Origin of the sequence: Staphylococcus sp. HMSC069D12 (assembly GCF_001810405.1) — a bacterium.
Classification (GTDB): domain Bacteria; phylum Bacillota; class Bacilli; order Staphylococcales; family Staphylococcaceae; genus Staphylococcus; species Staphylococcus haemolyticus.
The window spans coordinates 61,266-77,118 of record NZ_KV801108.1 but is presented as its reverse complement, the minus strand read 5'-3'; the positions used below and the strand labels follow the sequence as shown (position 1 = coordinate 77,118).

Sequence of the window (15,853 nt, the reverse complement as noted above, 5' to 3'; positions counted from 1 at the left end):
AATTTTGGAAAATATTATTTCTGTCCCACTCCCTTAAGTCTATTGGTCTCTGTTTAATAAGGCATAATGTTTAATAATTGCCTCGTGTTGAGGATACATACTGTACAACTCATCTTGTGTGAATAATTCAAAATGATTAAAATCAAATGCTGGTTGGCACATACATCCAACCAAACTATAGCCTTCTCTGTCTGTTAAACTCGATGCAAAAATAGTACCTTTAGGCACTAAATACTGCAATACATCGCCATTTTCAATTGAAGCACCTAATTGTACTGATTGATAGTTCCCCTGAGGTGTAATCATATGAATGGTCAAAGATTCACCTGCATGATAATACCATACTTCATCCGCATCGATACGATGAAAATGAGAAATATCACCAGTATTTAACAAGAAGTATATACTACTGAATGGTGCACGTTGTGTCTCATTTATTGTTTCTCGAATTGTTTCTTTATAGTAGCCACCTTCTGAATGAGGTGTTAAATCAAGTTGTTTAATCCAATAATCTGCATTTTTCTTCATTATTTTAAATCCACATTATGGAAAACATTTTGAACATCTTCAAGGTCTTCGAGTGCATCAATTAATTTCTCAAATGTTGCTTGGTCATCCTCTGATAATTCAATATCAGTTTGAGGTAACATTTCAAACTCAGCCACTTTAAATTCTTCTACACCTGTTTGACGTAATGCATCTTGTACATGAGCAAATTGGTCTGGTTCAGCATAAACGATTGTAAGATCTCCATCTTCAATTACATCTCTAACATCAACATCTTGTTCCATTAATGCCTCTAAAATGTCATCAGCTGATTTACCTTCAATTCCGAAAGTAGCCGTGTGATCAAACATGTAAGCTACAGAACCTGATACACCCATATTTCCGCCATTTTTACCGAAAGCAGCTCTCACATCTGAAGCCGTACGGTTTACATTATTAGTTAATGCATCTATGATAAGCATTGAACCACTTGGTCCAAAGCCTTCGTAACGTAGGTGGTCATAATTTTCATCACCAGCACCTTTAGCTTTGTCAATTGCTCTATCAATAATATGATTAGGTACTGAATACGTCTTCGCTCTTTCAAGTACTAATCTTAATGCTTGGTTAGATTCAGGATCTGGTTCACCAGATTTGGCTGCTACATATATTTCTTTACCAAATTTCGCATATATTCTACTTGTATTTTTATCTTTTTGGGCCTTTTTCTCTTTAATATTATTCCATTTACGTCCCATAATGTCATCTCACTTTCATACTCAATAATCCTTATTATATAGCATTAATAAAGCATTGTCTAAAAAGGAAATAAACGCATTGTACGAAGTAAAAATAAGCATAAAAAAATACTGACAGAATGTCTTTGTCAGTATTCTCGTTCAACATATTAAATTAAATATCTAAGAATTCTTCAACATCATTGAATAAAGCATCGAATTTTTTAACATTCTTCTCATCCATATAGATAAAAATTTTTCTCTCATCTTCAGTTGATCGAACCTTACTTAGTCTTTCTTTTTCTATAAGTCGTCGAATTGAGACTAATAATTTAGTTCTACTTAACTCTAACTCACTAATTGCTATTTTTAGAAATTTTTGCATTAACATTTGATCTTTAGCAATATGTTCATAAGCAAGTTTGAGCAAAGCCAAATCATTTAATGTCAACTTATATTGTTTATCTATGTACTCTGACAATGCTTTATATTGTTTATAGAATTCTAGTAATTTATTTAATTTGTCATTATTCAATGATTTTTGCACCTCCAAATATAAGCAGACAACATAATTACTATTATCCTTTATATTTTTAGGTATGTCTTATAACTTTGTTTAGAAATTTTTGTCGAATTTACTAACAATGTTAAATATAGTTGCGCAAAACACAATTGAATAGATTTTATTTTTTTAAAATTTTAACGATGTACAACGCATTGTAATTAAGTTTAATTTGAAGAGGTGCATTATTAAAGTTATGTTCTATCATTTGAAATGTTGGATGGATTAAATAATCTAGTTTTCTTAAAAATCGTTTTGACCATTTATGTTTTTTTCTAATACGCTGAGAAATAAGATGATTAATATTACCGTTATAGTCATCGACGAGTTGAATTTGAACTAAATAGGTATCTTTTAATACATCATCTGTAAAATCAATAAATATATATGTCTGATCATAATTGACTTGCAATGATTCACTTTCTAAAACACGCCAATCGTAAATTAAAACAGTATATTGGTCTTCATCGTCAATTAAGATGTAATTTTCATTAAATAATTTGGGTTTCATACTAATTTCAATGAGTTGCTCTAAAATCGTTCCTAATATCGACTTAAACCCGTTTTCATCGAATATGTGAAGTGCATTAAACAGATTACCACTATGCTTGAAGTTAAAGCCAATTCCGTTAAAATATGACGCTGTTCTCACAAATGTCTCAATTAATAAAGGTGCACTATTATTCAAATCATTATATTTACTATTTAAAAATTTGTGGTTTTCAAAATTTAAAAATATTATTTTCTGATCTTCTAGATCAAATTGCTTTAATATTTGTCTAATATTTTGGTATTGTAATATATTTTTCACCAGTAAATGTTCATTCTGTTCAATTAAGTAAGGCATTTTTAGTTGTGCATTATCAATATATAAAAATTCAAAATTAATGCGTTTGATTTGTGATTCTAATGTTTTAAACAATACAGGGTCGTTTAGTAGCTTACTTATTTCTAACCCAAATGAAAATTGTTGCGTTTTATGCTGTATTTTTAAAATAATTCGATAAATGGATTTCAAATTTACTTCATCTAAATCAAAAACAAGACCTAATTTATGATTACCACTCGTAGGAAGTTGATGTTCTCTGAAGTAGTTTGCTATATCCTCAAAATTAGACTCTAAAAAATCCGTTAACGTTAAATCTTCCAGTCTAAATACTACATTTAATTCATTAATAATGATGTATTCAAACAATCGTTGTCTCTCATACTTTGTCATTTGATTTTTAATATCACGCATATCTACATTTAGATAAAACTTCAATGTTGAGTGTTCGTAATACAAAGGTCGTGCAAAATCTTGAAAAAATAATAATCTTATTTCTTCTATAGTATTAATTTGAATCACTAAATAATACGGATTCACAGTAGAACCAATTGTTGAATCTGCGTAGATTATATGTTCATCGTGTTGGTTATAATATTGTTGTTTAATCTTGATTAATTGATTAATGTAGTCAATATTTCCTTCGATTATATTTTCATAATCCATATCAATAAATTTTTCATATCTATCACAGTATCGGTACTCGTTGGGAGTCATGCCAACATAATTTTTAAACGTTTTAGAATAACTTGAAGCATTGCTAAATCCTACTTTTTCGCTTATTAAACTTATCGTGTATTCCGTTGTTAATAGCCATTCAAATGAATTTGCAATTTTTAAAGTATCTACATATGTCTTGAAACCCATATTTAGCAATTGATTAAACTGTGCCGAAAGATTAGATTTAGAAGTAAATAACTTTGATGCTATACCCATTAGCGTTAATTTCTTAGTAATATTTTGATTAATATATTCTAATATTTCGCTTAATTCACCGTAAAAAGAGAAGTTATATTGATGATTTGTGATTGATTTCTCAATGGCGCCTTCTTTCCCAATAATATCAACAACAGAAGTAATATATGTAGTATCTTCAGAAACTGAGTCTGCGTTTAAATGGTTTAGGACAAGTTGCAATAATGCGCGTTTAATGGAGTTAATGGACTTAACTAGATTAGTTGAGTATTTATAATTGAAGAAATCAAAATGGCGATCTCTAAACCAATCACTAGCGATATAAAGCATGATGGTTTTTTTATTTTTTAGAATTGAAAAAATATCTGTATTATTAATAACGTAAATGTCATTTTCGACGTTAACGGTTTTAGTAAAGTGCTGAAGTTTAAGTTGACCTTCTATCGGAAACAACAGAATAATACCGTCTTGGCAACGTGTCATTTTGTATTCATTCTTAGTCAATATATGAATATTGGTATTAGACATTGATTAACCTCTTTCTAATTCATGATAGTCTTTCTAAATGTTGTACTAATTTTCTTTTTGTTTCTTAGCACTATCATAGTGATTAAATGTAAATTTACCACAACATGATAAACAAATCAAAAATACAATTTTTTATAAATTAATTTCTTGTTATTATTAACTTAAGTTATGAATTTGTTAAAAAAATGTCCCGTTATTGCTTCAAATTCAATCATGTATATAGTAATACGATCAATCATACAATTACTAAACAAAATAAAATCATTGAATGCAACACGTAGACATCTCAAATGTATAGTTTCTCATTATGTTCTTTCTTATTTAATTTTTAAAGCGATTTGCAAGTCTTAATACATCTTTTATAATATTCAACAAATTAATAAATAGATTAAAACCCATTTCACGTGGTGAAAAATTCCCTCGCTTCATACGATTGAAATCATACAATGTATATAATAGAAAAAGTATTAAACCTACAACCGTAATGGCAGTGTGATATATAGGATTATGAATGAACATTCCAATCAATCCGGCAATAATTAATGCAATTAATGTTACAAATAAATATTTACCAATACTAGAAGCATCATTAATAATGAAAAAACCTAAAATACCGAAAACTATAAATGCGCCAATTGCTAATAAGACATTTTTATAGAAGACCTCTGGTCCTAAATTTTGCATATAAGTTGTAAAAGTAGCGTATGATAAAAGACCTACAATAATGGCATAAATATGCGAAATAACCAAACCATACTTACGCGCACGTTGAATAAATAATGTTGCCAAAATAAGTACTAATAATGCTATAGATAAAGGACGTCTCCATTCCATAGGTAAGTATTGTCCGAAGTAACATCCAATTCCAAATATAATCCAATAATACATAAAAAATAGCCATACCTTGGCATAATCACGCGTCCTATCTTTGTCTCGATGTTTTGTCTTCATGTGATGTGTGTTGTTATACGACTGAGACATACAATGAATCTCTCCTTTTCAGATATCACTTTTTCAACATGATTGTATCGCATTCTAACTACTTTTCAAAAAAATAAACCATTAACGAATGATATGTTTTCTACAATTACATTTACATTAGTTATTAATACTAGACCTCAAAATATGAACTACAATTAAATTTAACACAACCTTAAAACCTATTGTTAATCCATTTGGAGCTTAAATTTTTCACTCAACTCATCTTTATTTCTAATAGAAATATTACAAATCACTTAATTTTTTTACTAGAATGTGCAGTCAAATATTTAATGAACGCTATCATATCAACAGATTAGACGCTTTTACATAATAAGAGACAAATATTAACAATATTACAAGATAATAACAATGCCCAAATTGTGTGTTTTTTTTGATAGTATGAATACGTGATATATGTAAATGAATATATAAGATAAATTAATAGTTTAGGAATTTATTAATTATAAATAAAATCAATTTTCTCAAGGAGGACATTTAGTTGAAAAAGTTAGCAGTCGCAGCTTCTGTCGCAACCGGAGCAGTTGCAGTACTATCTAATCACAATGCTGAAGCATCAACTCAACATACTGTAAAATCCGGCGAGTCGCTTTGGAGCATCGCTAGTAAATATAATACATCTGTAGATAGTATTAAGAAGAGCAACAATCTTTCAAACAATATGATTTTCCCTGGTCAAGTTATTACTATTGGGGGCAGCAGTAATAACTCTAACAATGCCAGTTCAAATGCAACAACTTCTTCATCAACATATACTGTAAAAGCTGGCGATTCTTTATATGCAATTGCTAGTAAAAATGGTGTAACTGTCAATGCATTAATGAAAGCCAATAATTTATCAGGTTACTTAATTACACCAAATCAAAAATTAAAAATACCTAATGGTTCAACTACAACACCTAGTAAAACAAATCCTAGTACAAACAATAATATTGGCGGAAGTGGCGGTTATTCTAGTCCAACATTTAGTCACCAAAACCTATATACTGCTGGTCAATGTACATGGTACGTATTCGACCGACGTGCTCAAGCTGGTAAACCAATTAGTACTTATTGGTCAGATGCAAAATATTGGGCAGGTAATGCAGCAGCAGATGGTTATACAGTAGATCATAACGCAACTGTAGGTTCAATCATGCAAACAACTACTGGCTACTATGGACACGTAGCTTATGTTGAACGTGTTAATGCTGATGGTAGTATCTTAATTTCAGAAATGAATTATGCTAACGGACCATATAACACTAATACTAGAACAATTCCTGCATCTGTAGTTTCAAGCTACAACTTCATTCACTAAGAAATTAAATATAGAGTATAAGAGCAGCTAATTAAGTTTAATTGGATTGCTCTTTTTTTGGCACTAAAATAATGTAATTTAATAAATCATCCCACTGTTTCAACTTGAATTCAAAAGATGATTTAAATTCTATTATGTCTTACTTCATATCTAACAAAGAAGGGCTAGCGACAATGTATCGCTAGCCCTTCTTTAATATATTATAAGAAAATGTTCATAACCCAGAATATCAATGCTGCTAAAATAGCAGAGATTGGTAATGTAATAACCCATGTAATTATCATACGTTGTGCAGTGTTCCATTTAACACCTTTAGCTCTGTTAGAAGCACCTACACCAAGAATTGATGATGATACAACGTGTGTAGTAGATAATGGGAAGTGTAATGATGAAGCTACAAATATTGTTAATGCTGATGATAAGTCAGCAGCAGCACCATTTGCTGGGCGAATTTTCATAATGTTTCCGCCCACTGTTTTAATAATTTTCCATCCACCAACTGCAGTACCTAGACCCATTGCAGTTGCACAGGCAACTTTTACCCATAATACCGGCTCAACGTTTGTTGGATCTTGAATATTAGCAACGATTAAAGCTAATGTAATGATACCCATTGATTTTTGTGCATCGTTCGTACCATGTGAGAACGATTGCAGTGCTGCTGTAAATACTTGGAAGAATCGGAAATTACGATTCGCTCGAGTAAGGTTAGCATTTTTAAAGACAATTTTAACAGTCGTGTACATAATGAATCCGACACAAAATGCAATAATTGGTGAAATGATTAAAACAATAATAATCTTAGTAAAACCTTGATAGTGAAGTACACCAAATCCTTGTGCTGCAATCGCTGCACCAGCGATTGAACCTATTAATGCGTGAGATGATGAACTTGGAATACCATAAAACCATGTTAATAAATTCCAAATGATTGCTGCTAAAATAGCGGCTAATACAACTACTAACCCATTATGTAATTTAAATGGATCAACAATATCTTTTGTGATTGTACCGGCAACACCAGTAAATGTTAAAGCACCAATAAAGTTCATAATTGCCGCTAAAAATATTGCAGTTCTAGGCGTCAATGCACGAGTCGATACTGCTGTAGCAATCGCGTTGGCTGTATCATGGAATCCATTGATAAAGTCAAAGATTAAAGAAAATATAACGATAGCTATAGTGATAATTAATACATATTCCATAAATTAAAACTCCCTTAGCTATTTTTCATAATAATCGTTTCGAAATTATTTGCTACAACTTGACATTTATCTGCTATTTCTTCCATGCTTTCATAAATATCTTTTATTTTAATTAGTGTGATTGGATCTGTTTCACTGTTAAAAATATGTTTAATAGATTGACGTAAAATGCCATCACAATTTGTTTCAAATTCTTTAATATTAATAGAATGAATGCGCATGTGAGATAATTTCTTCTCAACTAATAAACCAACAGCTAATTTCATTTCCGCTACTGCTTTTTGGATATTTTCTACGAATTCTGCCATGTATTCATCTGTATATTCAATTGAATACATTTCAAACATTGCTGAAGTTTCTTCCATTGCGTCAAGAACGTCATCAATTGCATTACATAAAGATAGAATGTCTTCACGTTCAATTGGCGTAATAAATGTTTGATTTAAATCCGTAATAACTTGATGCATTAATTCGTCACCATGTGACTCATATGTCTTGATATTGTCAGAATAAGCTTTTAAATCTAGGTGCGTATTGAAATCCATTTTCCCGAATTCAACTGCAGCACGGTCCAAATTAAATACCATTTCCTCTAATTGAACCATGAACTTATCCTTTTTCTTAGTAAACATTATAAAGCCTCCATTATAGCGATCGTTTCCAATCACATTTGTAAATTTTTATTATTGTAAGACAACTTTAGATAAAGAATACATTTACAATAAGAACATTCAAAGAGTCTATTTTCTGACTATTTGTAAATTTTATGTAAATATAATGTTTTACTGTTATTCACGTAATACTCCATTACTGAATTTGTCCCTATTTGAAAATATCACAAAATTTACATAACCACAATTACATTTACAAATTCTTTACAAATACGAAATATTAGATAAATATTGGCTTAAATTGAGTGATTAATCGTTCTTTTAGAGTGATTATAGGCGATAACTGCAAAAATACTATAAATGATTGTATAAATACCCATTACAACGAAAATAGGAACTTTATTATCAAAACCTATAACCTTCATAAAGACCACTGCCGCAAAGTAAGAATGTAGTAAGGCAATAATCAGTGGTATACCAAAATTAAATGCCACTTTGAGTTTTAACCCTTTTGCCATGTCTTTTTGAATAAAACCTAATTTACGTAATACAGAATAACTTTCTAACTCATCTTCTGTTTCATCAATTTGTTTAATGTAAATAATACACCCTGTAGCGATTAAAAATGCAATTCCTAAAAATGATGTTACGAATAACAATATTCCAGTCAAACTTGATACTTCGCTCACCACTTCACTACGCGTTTGAACATTACCATCAAGATCCTTTGTTATACTCTCAAGTTTTGGTATATCTCTGTTATGTTTTAAATCAAAACCATATTGTGAAACGATATATTTATTTTTCGCATGTGCTTTCAAATAGTTATAATCTGTATCATTTAAAACTAAAGTAGGACCTCCTAAGTCAATACTCTGTTTAAAATAAATTTTATCCATCACTTTATTCAATTTAATATTTACATGATGCTTTTTAGTTCCTATAGAAGCCGTACCATGGGGTGTATGATTCGATAAATCATGAATTAACCCTTCAGGCATAATTAAATTAGCCTCACCCTTCTCTATAGAAATATTAGGGAAATATTTTTCACTCGTTACAGTAATCGAGTATGGTTGCACCTGATTTTTATCAAATAAATGATCTTTGTATAGTTGAGAATAAACAACTTGTTTAAAGTCGTAATGGTAAGGAATATGATGCCGATTTAATTCAAAACCTAATTCATTAGCTAATTTCTCTTCTTTCAATGTAACTTCATGAGGAGATTCTAATAGAACTTCATTTGTCAAAGAGCCCCTACTAATCGCAGCGAAACACAATACAGATACAGTTATTGCTGAAATGATTGCCATTACAGTTAATGAAAATGCATTTTTTCTAATTCGAAACATGAGTGATGATGTAAAAATAACATCATTTACAGAAACATTACCACCTTTAAGGTATCTAATCGTCTTTAAAATGAGAGAAATCGTACTTCGAAAGAAAAAGTAAGTTCCTAAAACAGTAAGAATTAGAATAACAAACGGTAGTATCACATCATCTACAATCTCGACAAAACGTGTCGATAAATAATAACCTGTTAATATCAATACAATACCTAAAACACCTAATATAACTTCTCCTAATGTAAGTGTGATGTGACTCTCTTCTTTACTGTCTTGAGAGGCAATTAAACTTTTAATTGAAGATTTACTTAAATAAATAGACGCTTGAATAATGATAAGTATATAAGCAATGACAAGTATAAATAAAGTTTGCGCAATCGCTTGAAAACTAAAAATGATTGATACAGAAGTATGTATACCTAATAATTTTAAAACAATCATTAATAGCATTTTTGATCCTAAAATACCGATAATCATACCTAATATCGCGGTTATAATAAAAATAAATAATTGTTCAAACATTAGCATATAAATAATACTCTTTTTACCTAAACCAATCGTTTGCAATAATCCGAATTCATAGCTACGTCGTTTAATAAACAACATATTCGTATACATAATAAATACAACAATAATGATAAATAAAAAATAACTTCCCACTTGTGTTCCTTGTTGTATCATTGACAACGATTGATGCACATTTAAATGGTGCACATACTTAATTGTTATAAAACTAAAAAACAACACGATACTTAATACAAGTGAAAAGATATAAATCGCGTAATGAATTATATTCTGTTGAAAGTTCTTCCATATAATTTGACTAAAACTCATACATCATGCCACCTAATATACTTTGCGCACGTAAGATCTCCTTGTGAAAGACATTTTTATCATCTTCACCTTGATAAATTTCAGTAAATACCTGCCCGTCTTTTAACATAATCACACGCTCTGAGAAGCTTGCTGCCAAAGGATCATGCGTTACCATTACTATCGTTGCGTTATAAAGTTCATTGATTTTTTGAAAACGTTGTAATAAATCGCGAGTATTTTTAGAATCAAGTGCCCCTGTTGGCTCATCCGCGAAAATAATCTTAGGATACGTAATAAATGCACGCGCTGCGGATGTTCTTTGTCGCTGTCCACCAGAAATGTCTGATGGATATTTATCACTAATTTCAAAAATATTTAAAGCCTGTGTAATACGTTGATAGCGTTCATTCATTTCTTTTTTATCTAACTTTTGTACTGATAAAGGTAACATGATGTTTTCTTTAACTGTTAACGTATGTAATAAATTATATTCTTGAAAAATAAAACCAATATCTTTTTTTCTAATTTCAGACAACGCTTTATTAGATAATTTCTCTAATTGTTGACCATCTAAAATAATAGAACCATGTGTTAAATAGTCAATTGAACTTAACACGTTTAATAACGTTGTCTTGCCTGATCCCGATGGCCCCATGATAGCTACAAACTCTCCCGCTTCAATTGACAGATCTATATCTTTTAAAACTTCTTGTTCAGTTTGTTTATTTCCATAAGTTTTGGCAATTTGCTTTGCCTGTAATATTGCCACGGTTTTCTTCACCTCGCCATTCATTTTATCTACATGTGCGTTTACTTTAGAAATATCGCACTACTTTAATCAGTTTAATTATAAAAGTTATCGCTTTTGATGAAATGAAGATGGAGTAACAAATCTAAGTTTTAAGGTAACATTGTTGTCACTTGGGTCATACGGGCCATCAATTCATTCTGTTTTGGAAAAGTTAATACAAAAGTAGTCCCCTGTCCCACTGTAGATTCTACTTGAACATTAATACCTAATTGATCTTTTACACTGTTAACCAGATATAGCCCTATTCCTGAAGAAGTTGTCTCATTACGATTCGCAGTCGAAGTGAAACCACGCTCAAATATACGTGGTAAATCCTTGTGACTGATACCTCTACCAAAATCTTTAATTTCTAATGCTACATGACCATCATTTGTATAAGAATGAATAATAATATCTTGTCCTTGAGAATATTTTAATGAGTTAGATAAAATTTGGCGAATCATCATGCGACACCACTTCACATCCGTGTATACATCTAAGTTTGTTTCTAAATCCAAATCATATCCTATACCTTTGGCTTGGCTAATGTGACGTGTTAATTGGATCTCATCAATCACAAGACGCTTCAGTGATGTCTCTTCAAAATACATGTCTCTATTTTTAGACTCTAAACGCGTTAAATAAAGTTGCTTATCTAACAACTCATTAATACGTGCCCATTCATACAATAATGACTTTTTACGTGTCCCCTCTTCTTCTTGATCGATTAACAACTTCATCGCTGTCACAGGTGTTTTAATATCATGAACAAATTCTGTTAGAGATTGTTCTGTCGATTGTATGTGTAATTGTTGTTCAACAACACGTTCCTTTTGACTCGTTAATTTGCGATAAAGATAATTAACAACTTCCTTTTGAAACGGATCTTCCGCTAAATCTTTATGCTTAATTTCTTCAATTTCTTTATTATTATATAAATGTTGATATAGCTTTACTTCTTTTAAAAAAGTAAAAATTAAAAACATCGCTGTAAGACCGAGATTTAAAGTTACTATAAATCCTATACTCTCAATGGAAATATCATAATCAATGTAAGCCATACCTAATAAAATCAGATGTAGAAACACAATCCAAAAAATCCAGTTACTTCGCGTTTTGAGGAATAACCAAAACCACTTCAAGTTACTCATGTGCCATGTAACCTTTACCTACTTTAGTTTCGATCTGTGTATCCATACCGATATCAGATAATTTTTTACGCAAACGGTTAACGTTAACAGTTAACGTATTATCACTTACAAACGCTTCATCATCCCATAGCGCAGTAATTAAGGTATCTCTAGTAACAATTTGATTTTGCTTTTGAATTAACATTTCTAAAATAATCATTTCAGTCTTCGATAAATAGATAACTGAATCACCTTTTTGAATACTATCTTTTGATAAATCCACAAGTGCATCTTGCCAATTCAATGTTCTCTTTTCTTCTGCTCCAAATTCATAAACACGTCGATAAATGGCTTGCAATTTAGCTATTAAGACGTTAGTATGAAATGGTTTTTGCATATAATCATCGGCTCCCAATTCCATGCTCATGACTTGGTCCATCGGATTATCACGTGATGATAAGAATAAGATGGGGACATTAGATACTTGTCTAATCTTTCTGCACCAATAAAACCCATCGTATTTAGGTAATTGAACATCCATAATAACAATCTCAGGATTTGTTTCTTCATAAATATCCATTACTGCACTAAAATCATCTATACCTGTCACAAAGAAATCCCAATGTTCTAATTCTTTTTTTAATTCTTGGAAGAGTGTTTGATCATCTTCTACTAATAATACTTGCATCACTTTATCACCTATTATTTTGTATATTTCATTTTTTCCCCTGATTGAACCCGTCCGTTAAAATGTTTAATTCGGCAATCAATTTCAAACCCTCGCATAATCAAACCTTGTAATGGTGCTTGAACGAAGTAGTAAATTGGCCATAGTAATTTCGGAATATAATCATATAAATGAACAATGACCAATCTTGTCCCTTTAATTTGCCTAAATTCTAATTTACCTTGTTTCTTTTGATTAGATTTTATCATTGAACCTGAAATCAAGTGTAATGTTATAAGTCCCGAGTCGTTTTCAACTTTTTCCATAATTAATAATGGTTTAGACTTTTTTCGTGCATAAACAATGTATCTATCATTATCTTTATATGTGTGCATGAATGTACCACGTGTATCATTAAGCCATTTCATAAAGTAGTCTACTAGATAGGATAATGTCCATTTCCTAGGTAATATCATTCGCATCGCTGTTCTTATATCATCATATTTAGACATCTGTAATTCAGCATTTATATGCGGTCGTTTAATTTGTGTGTTTGTCTTTTCCACAGGAACGCCGTAATTCTCTAACCTTTGTACTGTCTCACTATCAAATCGACTACCACTTATATATACTATTTTAGACACACCTTGTTGAGCTGCTGCTCTGGCAAAATTATCTGCGGCGATCAAATTTAAATCTCGTGCCGTTGCTTGCGTTAATTTTGCTGAATTCTTATTAGGATCTAAATAAAAAACAGCAATATCCATACCTTCCATAGCTTTTACAACATGAGTATAATTATAAATATCTCTTTTCAACCAAATAATTCGATCATTATCTTCTTTTTTAGTATTTGGATACTTTGATAGGGCATATATGTTTGCATCTTTTTCAATAACACTACTTATATACTTACCAATATAACCACTACCACCTGCTAATAGTACATTCGGTTTCATATTTAAGATTACCCCTTTAGTCTAAAAGTTTTTTATTTTATGTATATCTAAGATTTATTGCTATAATACCATGTAAGACACAATAGTTTATTAATTTGGGAGGACGCCTTATGGCTCATATTATTCGTGAAATTAGTATAAAAGACGTTGAAGACTTTATTAAATTATTAAGTAAAATTTATGATGAATCTGAATATACATTATATAACCCGGGTGAATATACGCCCAGCATCTCAAGTGTTAGTGATCGTTTAGAACGCATTATCACTTCTCCAAGAAATACTGTTTATGTTGCAGAGCAAGATGATCAACTGGTTGGTTACGCATTCATTACAACTGAAGATTTTGAGCGCAAACGTCACGAAGCAGTTATCACAATTGGTGTTAGACAACTATATCAGAAACATGGCATAGGTATGGCCTTAGTAAATGCGACTGAAGCTTGGTCAATCAACCATGATATTAGACGTATTGAAGCTTCCGTTGTCCCTGAAAACGCGCGCGCAGTTGAACTCTTTAAAGCTGCTGGATTTAATATTGAGGGCGAATTAAAGGATAAGCTATACATTAATGGTCAATACTTCAATAAATATGTCATGGCCAAACTGCTTATTTAGTATTTAAATTTACTATCATTATATTATACTCTAGTCTCAATAATATTAAACAACATTACTAAAATGTTAGATTAAATAACAATATACCTATAGTAATTAAATAGCACTATCATAGATTAATAGAAATTAAAAAGGCTTACTTCCTTAATGATTTAACATTTAGGAAATAAGCCTTTTATTCTTAGCTATAGTGTTGTCACTAATAGTTTGATAATTTTATCACTTCATCGTGGTTAGTAAGGTGATAATGAGAAACTTTTATCCGAACTCGTAGAACCATCAAATGGAGATTGCTGATTTTGTTCTACACCAGATGATGAAGTATTTCTGCTTAAGAATGCGAGTACACGTTTCATATTCTCTTTAGATTCTGGCTTCTCTAAATGAAATTGATATTGATGATGTAAATGATGTGAACCATTATAGAACAATGTACTAGCAGGAATGCCTTCTTCCTTCAACTTACGGTAAAATTCAATATTTTGACTGTAGAAAGGATCAGCATCACCTACTGATAGATACGTTGAAGGATAATCTTTAGTCACTTGATTAATTGTTGACATTTGAGAAATATTTTTAAATTCTGATTCCCATTTTGTTGCACCAGTATAACTATGCATAAACATTTGAATTCTTGGGAATTCCGTTTCTCTAACTGTCTTCATATCATAAAAACCACCGAAAAAGATAGCACCTTTTATTTGTGATGGTGTAAAACGCTGTTCAAATCCCATTTCACTTCGTAGTGAACTATTTGTTTGCATAGCAACATATTGACTTGTAAGTTGTGCACCGGCAGAGTCACCGCCTATAACAACTTGATCTAAATCAATTGGAAAGCGGTCTTTATTATGCTTAATAAATTGAATTGCATCATCAAATTGAATGAGTGGCGTAGGATATTTATAATTAGGTGCTAAAGCATAGTTAACATTGACTACTACATAGCCTTGTTCCACAATTTGCGATAGCAATGGATTTTTATATTGTTTATCACCTGCAACATACCCACCCCCATGCATCCAGAAGATAACCGGCAATTTAGTATCCTTATCTACATCGTCAGGCATCATAATATCAAGTTGGCTTTCAGGAAGATGATTATTATAGGTAATATTTTGAAATAATTTGACGTTAGGATTATTAATTTGAACTTTTTCACGTTGTTGTTTTTTCTTCTCACTCTCTTGTTGATGGTGGTATAGTCCCCAAGCAACTACAACACTCACAATCAATATAATGACACCTGTGATGATCGTCCATTTTTTCTGAGTATTCATTCCCTACGTTCCTTTCAATTGATTATAGAAAGTTTGCTTATTCATTTAATAGAAAAAGCAACCCGTATAATCA

15 protein-coding genes are annotated in these 15,853 nt (G+C 30.9%); 2 read left to right on the top strand and 13 right to left on the bottom strand.

Going from position 1 to position 15,853, the window contains the following annotated elements:
• Positions 1 to 39: 39 nt before the first annotated feature.
• The 5 genes from HMPREF2737_RS06130 to HMPREF2737_RS06110 all read right to left on the bottom strand — a co-directional run bounded on the left by HMPREF2737_RS06130 (position 40) and on the right by HMPREF2737_RS06110 (position 5,035).
• Entirely contained in the window at positions 40 to 528 is a 489-nt protein-coding gene (locus tag HMPREF2737_RS06130; RefSeq protein WP_037548354.1) for a cupin domain-containing protein, read from the bottom strand.
• Positions 528 to 1,244, bottom strand: coding sequence for a YebC/PmpR family DNA-binding transcriptional regulator (locus HMPREF2737_RS06125; protein WP_037548350.1), 717 nt, complete (start codon positions 1,242 to 1,244; stop codon positions 528 to 530). The genes HMPREF2737_RS06130 and HMPREF2737_RS06125 overlap by 1 nt, the downstream gene beginning before the upstream one ends.
• A 154-nt stretch (positions 1,245 to 1,398) precedes the next feature.
• A complete protein-coding gene (locus HMPREF2737_RS06120) occupies positions 1,399 to 1,758 on the bottom strand; it encodes a transcriptional regulator, SarA/Rot family (RefSeq protein ID WP_037548345.1) in 360 nt (119 codons plus the stop codon).
• Between the two features lie 148 nt (positions 1,759 to 1,906).
• Positions 1,907 to 4,054: a helix-turn-helix transcriptional regulator gene (locus HMPREF2737_RS06115; protein ID WP_037548343.1), complete on the bottom strand. Its 2,148-nt coding sequence runs from the start codon at positions 4,052 to 4,054 to the stop codon at positions 1,907 to 1,909.
• A 321-nt stretch (positions 4,055 to 4,375) separates the two neighbouring features.
• The gene (locus tag HMPREF2737_RS06110; protein WP_037536498.1) at positions 4,376 to 5,035 is read right to left on the bottom strand and encodes a Bax inhibitor-1/YccA family protein; all 660 of its coding nucleotides are present in this window, start codon (positions 5,033 to 5,035) and stop codon (positions 4,376 to 4,378) included.
• A 499-nt stretch (positions 5,036 to 5,534) separates the two neighbouring features.
• Here HMPREF2737_RS06110 and HMPREF2737_RS06105 point away from each other — a divergent pair, with 499 nt between their 5' ends.
• Entirely contained in the window at positions 5,535 to 6,353 is an 819-nt protein-coding gene (locus HMPREF2737_RS06105; protein ID WP_037548340.1) for a LysM peptidoglycan-binding domain-containing protein, read from the top strand.
• A gap of 200 nt (positions 6,354 to 6,553) precedes the next feature.
• Here the strand turns inward: HMPREF2737_RS06105 and HMPREF2737_RS06100 are convergent, their stop codons facing one another.
• The 7 genes from HMPREF2737_RS06100 to HMPREF2737_RS06070 form a co-directional block, all read right to left on the bottom strand.
• Positions 6,554 to 7,558 (bottom strand): inorganic phosphate transporter, encoded by a 1,005-nt coding sequence (locus HMPREF2737_RS06100; RefSeq protein ID WP_037548337.1) that lies wholly within the window; start codon positions 7,556 to 7,558, stop codon positions 6,554 to 6,556.
• A 14-nt stretch (positions 7,559 to 7,572) separates the two neighbouring features.
• Complete coding sequence (locus tag HMPREF2737_RS06095; RefSeq protein WP_011276491.1) at positions 7,573 to 8,190, bottom strand: DUF47 domain-containing protein; 618 nt, start codon at positions 8,188 to 8,190, stop codon at positions 7,573 to 7,575.
• A 275-nt stretch (positions 8,191 to 8,465) separates the two neighbouring features.
• Positions 8,466 to 10,355 (bottom strand): ABC transporter permease, encoded by a 1,890-nt coding sequence (locus tag HMPREF2737_RS06090; protein WP_037548334.1) that lies wholly within the window; start codon positions 10,353 to 10,355, stop codon positions 8,466 to 8,468.
• The gene (locus HMPREF2737_RS06085; RefSeq protein WP_011276493.1) at positions 10,345 to 11,106 is read right to left on the bottom strand and encodes an ABC transporter ATP-binding protein; all 762 of its coding nucleotides are present in this window, start codon (positions 11,104 to 11,106) and stop codon (positions 10,345 to 10,347) included. The genes HMPREF2737_RS06090 and HMPREF2737_RS06085 overlap by 11 nt, the downstream gene beginning before the upstream one ends.
• A 131-nt stretch (positions 11,107 to 11,237) precedes the next feature.
• Positions 11,238 to 12,278, bottom strand: coding sequence for a sensor histidine kinase (locus HMPREF2737_RS06080; RefSeq protein WP_037548330.1), 1,041 nt, complete (start codon positions 12,276 to 12,278; stop codon positions 11,238 to 11,240).
• Positions 12,271 to 12,945 carry a response regulator transcription factor GraR/ApsR gene (graR, locus tag HMPREF2737_RS06075; protein ID WP_011276495.1) on the bottom strand — a complete coding sequence of 225 codons (675 nt, stop codon included), beginning with the start codon at positions 12,943 to 12,945 and terminating at the stop codon, positions 12,271 to 12,273. Before graR ends, HMPREF2737_RS06080 begins: the two co-directional genes overlap by 8 nt.
• 14 nt (positions 12,946 to 12,959) lie before the next feature.
• Positions 12,960 to 13,883 carry an NAD(P)H-binding protein gene (locus tag HMPREF2737_RS06070; RefSeq protein ID WP_037548326.1) on the bottom strand — a complete coding sequence of 308 codons (924 nt, stop codon included), beginning with the start codon at positions 13,881 to 13,883 and terminating at the stop codon, positions 12,960 to 12,962.
• Positions 13,884 to 13,993: 110 nt separating this feature from the next.
• On the opposite strand from HMPREF2737_RS06070, the gene HMPREF2737_RS06065 reads away from it, so the two are divergent.
• Positions 13,994 to 14,500, top strand: a complete 507-nt coding sequence (locus HMPREF2737_RS06065; RefSeq protein ID WP_011276497.1) for a GNAT family N-acetyltransferase — start codon at positions 13,994 to 13,996, stop codon at positions 14,498 to 14,500.
• Between the two features lie 233 nt (positions 14,501 to 14,733).
• Here HMPREF2737_RS06065 and HMPREF2737_RS06060 read toward each other — a convergent pair whose 3' ends face one another.
• On the bottom strand, positions 14,734 to 15,780 hold the full coding sequence (locus HMPREF2737_RS06060) for an alpha/beta hydrolase (RefSeq protein WP_037548321.1): 1,047 nt from the start codon (positions 15,778 to 15,780) through the stop codon (positions 14,734 to 14,736).
• Between the last annotated feature and the right edge of the window lie 73 nt (positions 15,781 to 15,853).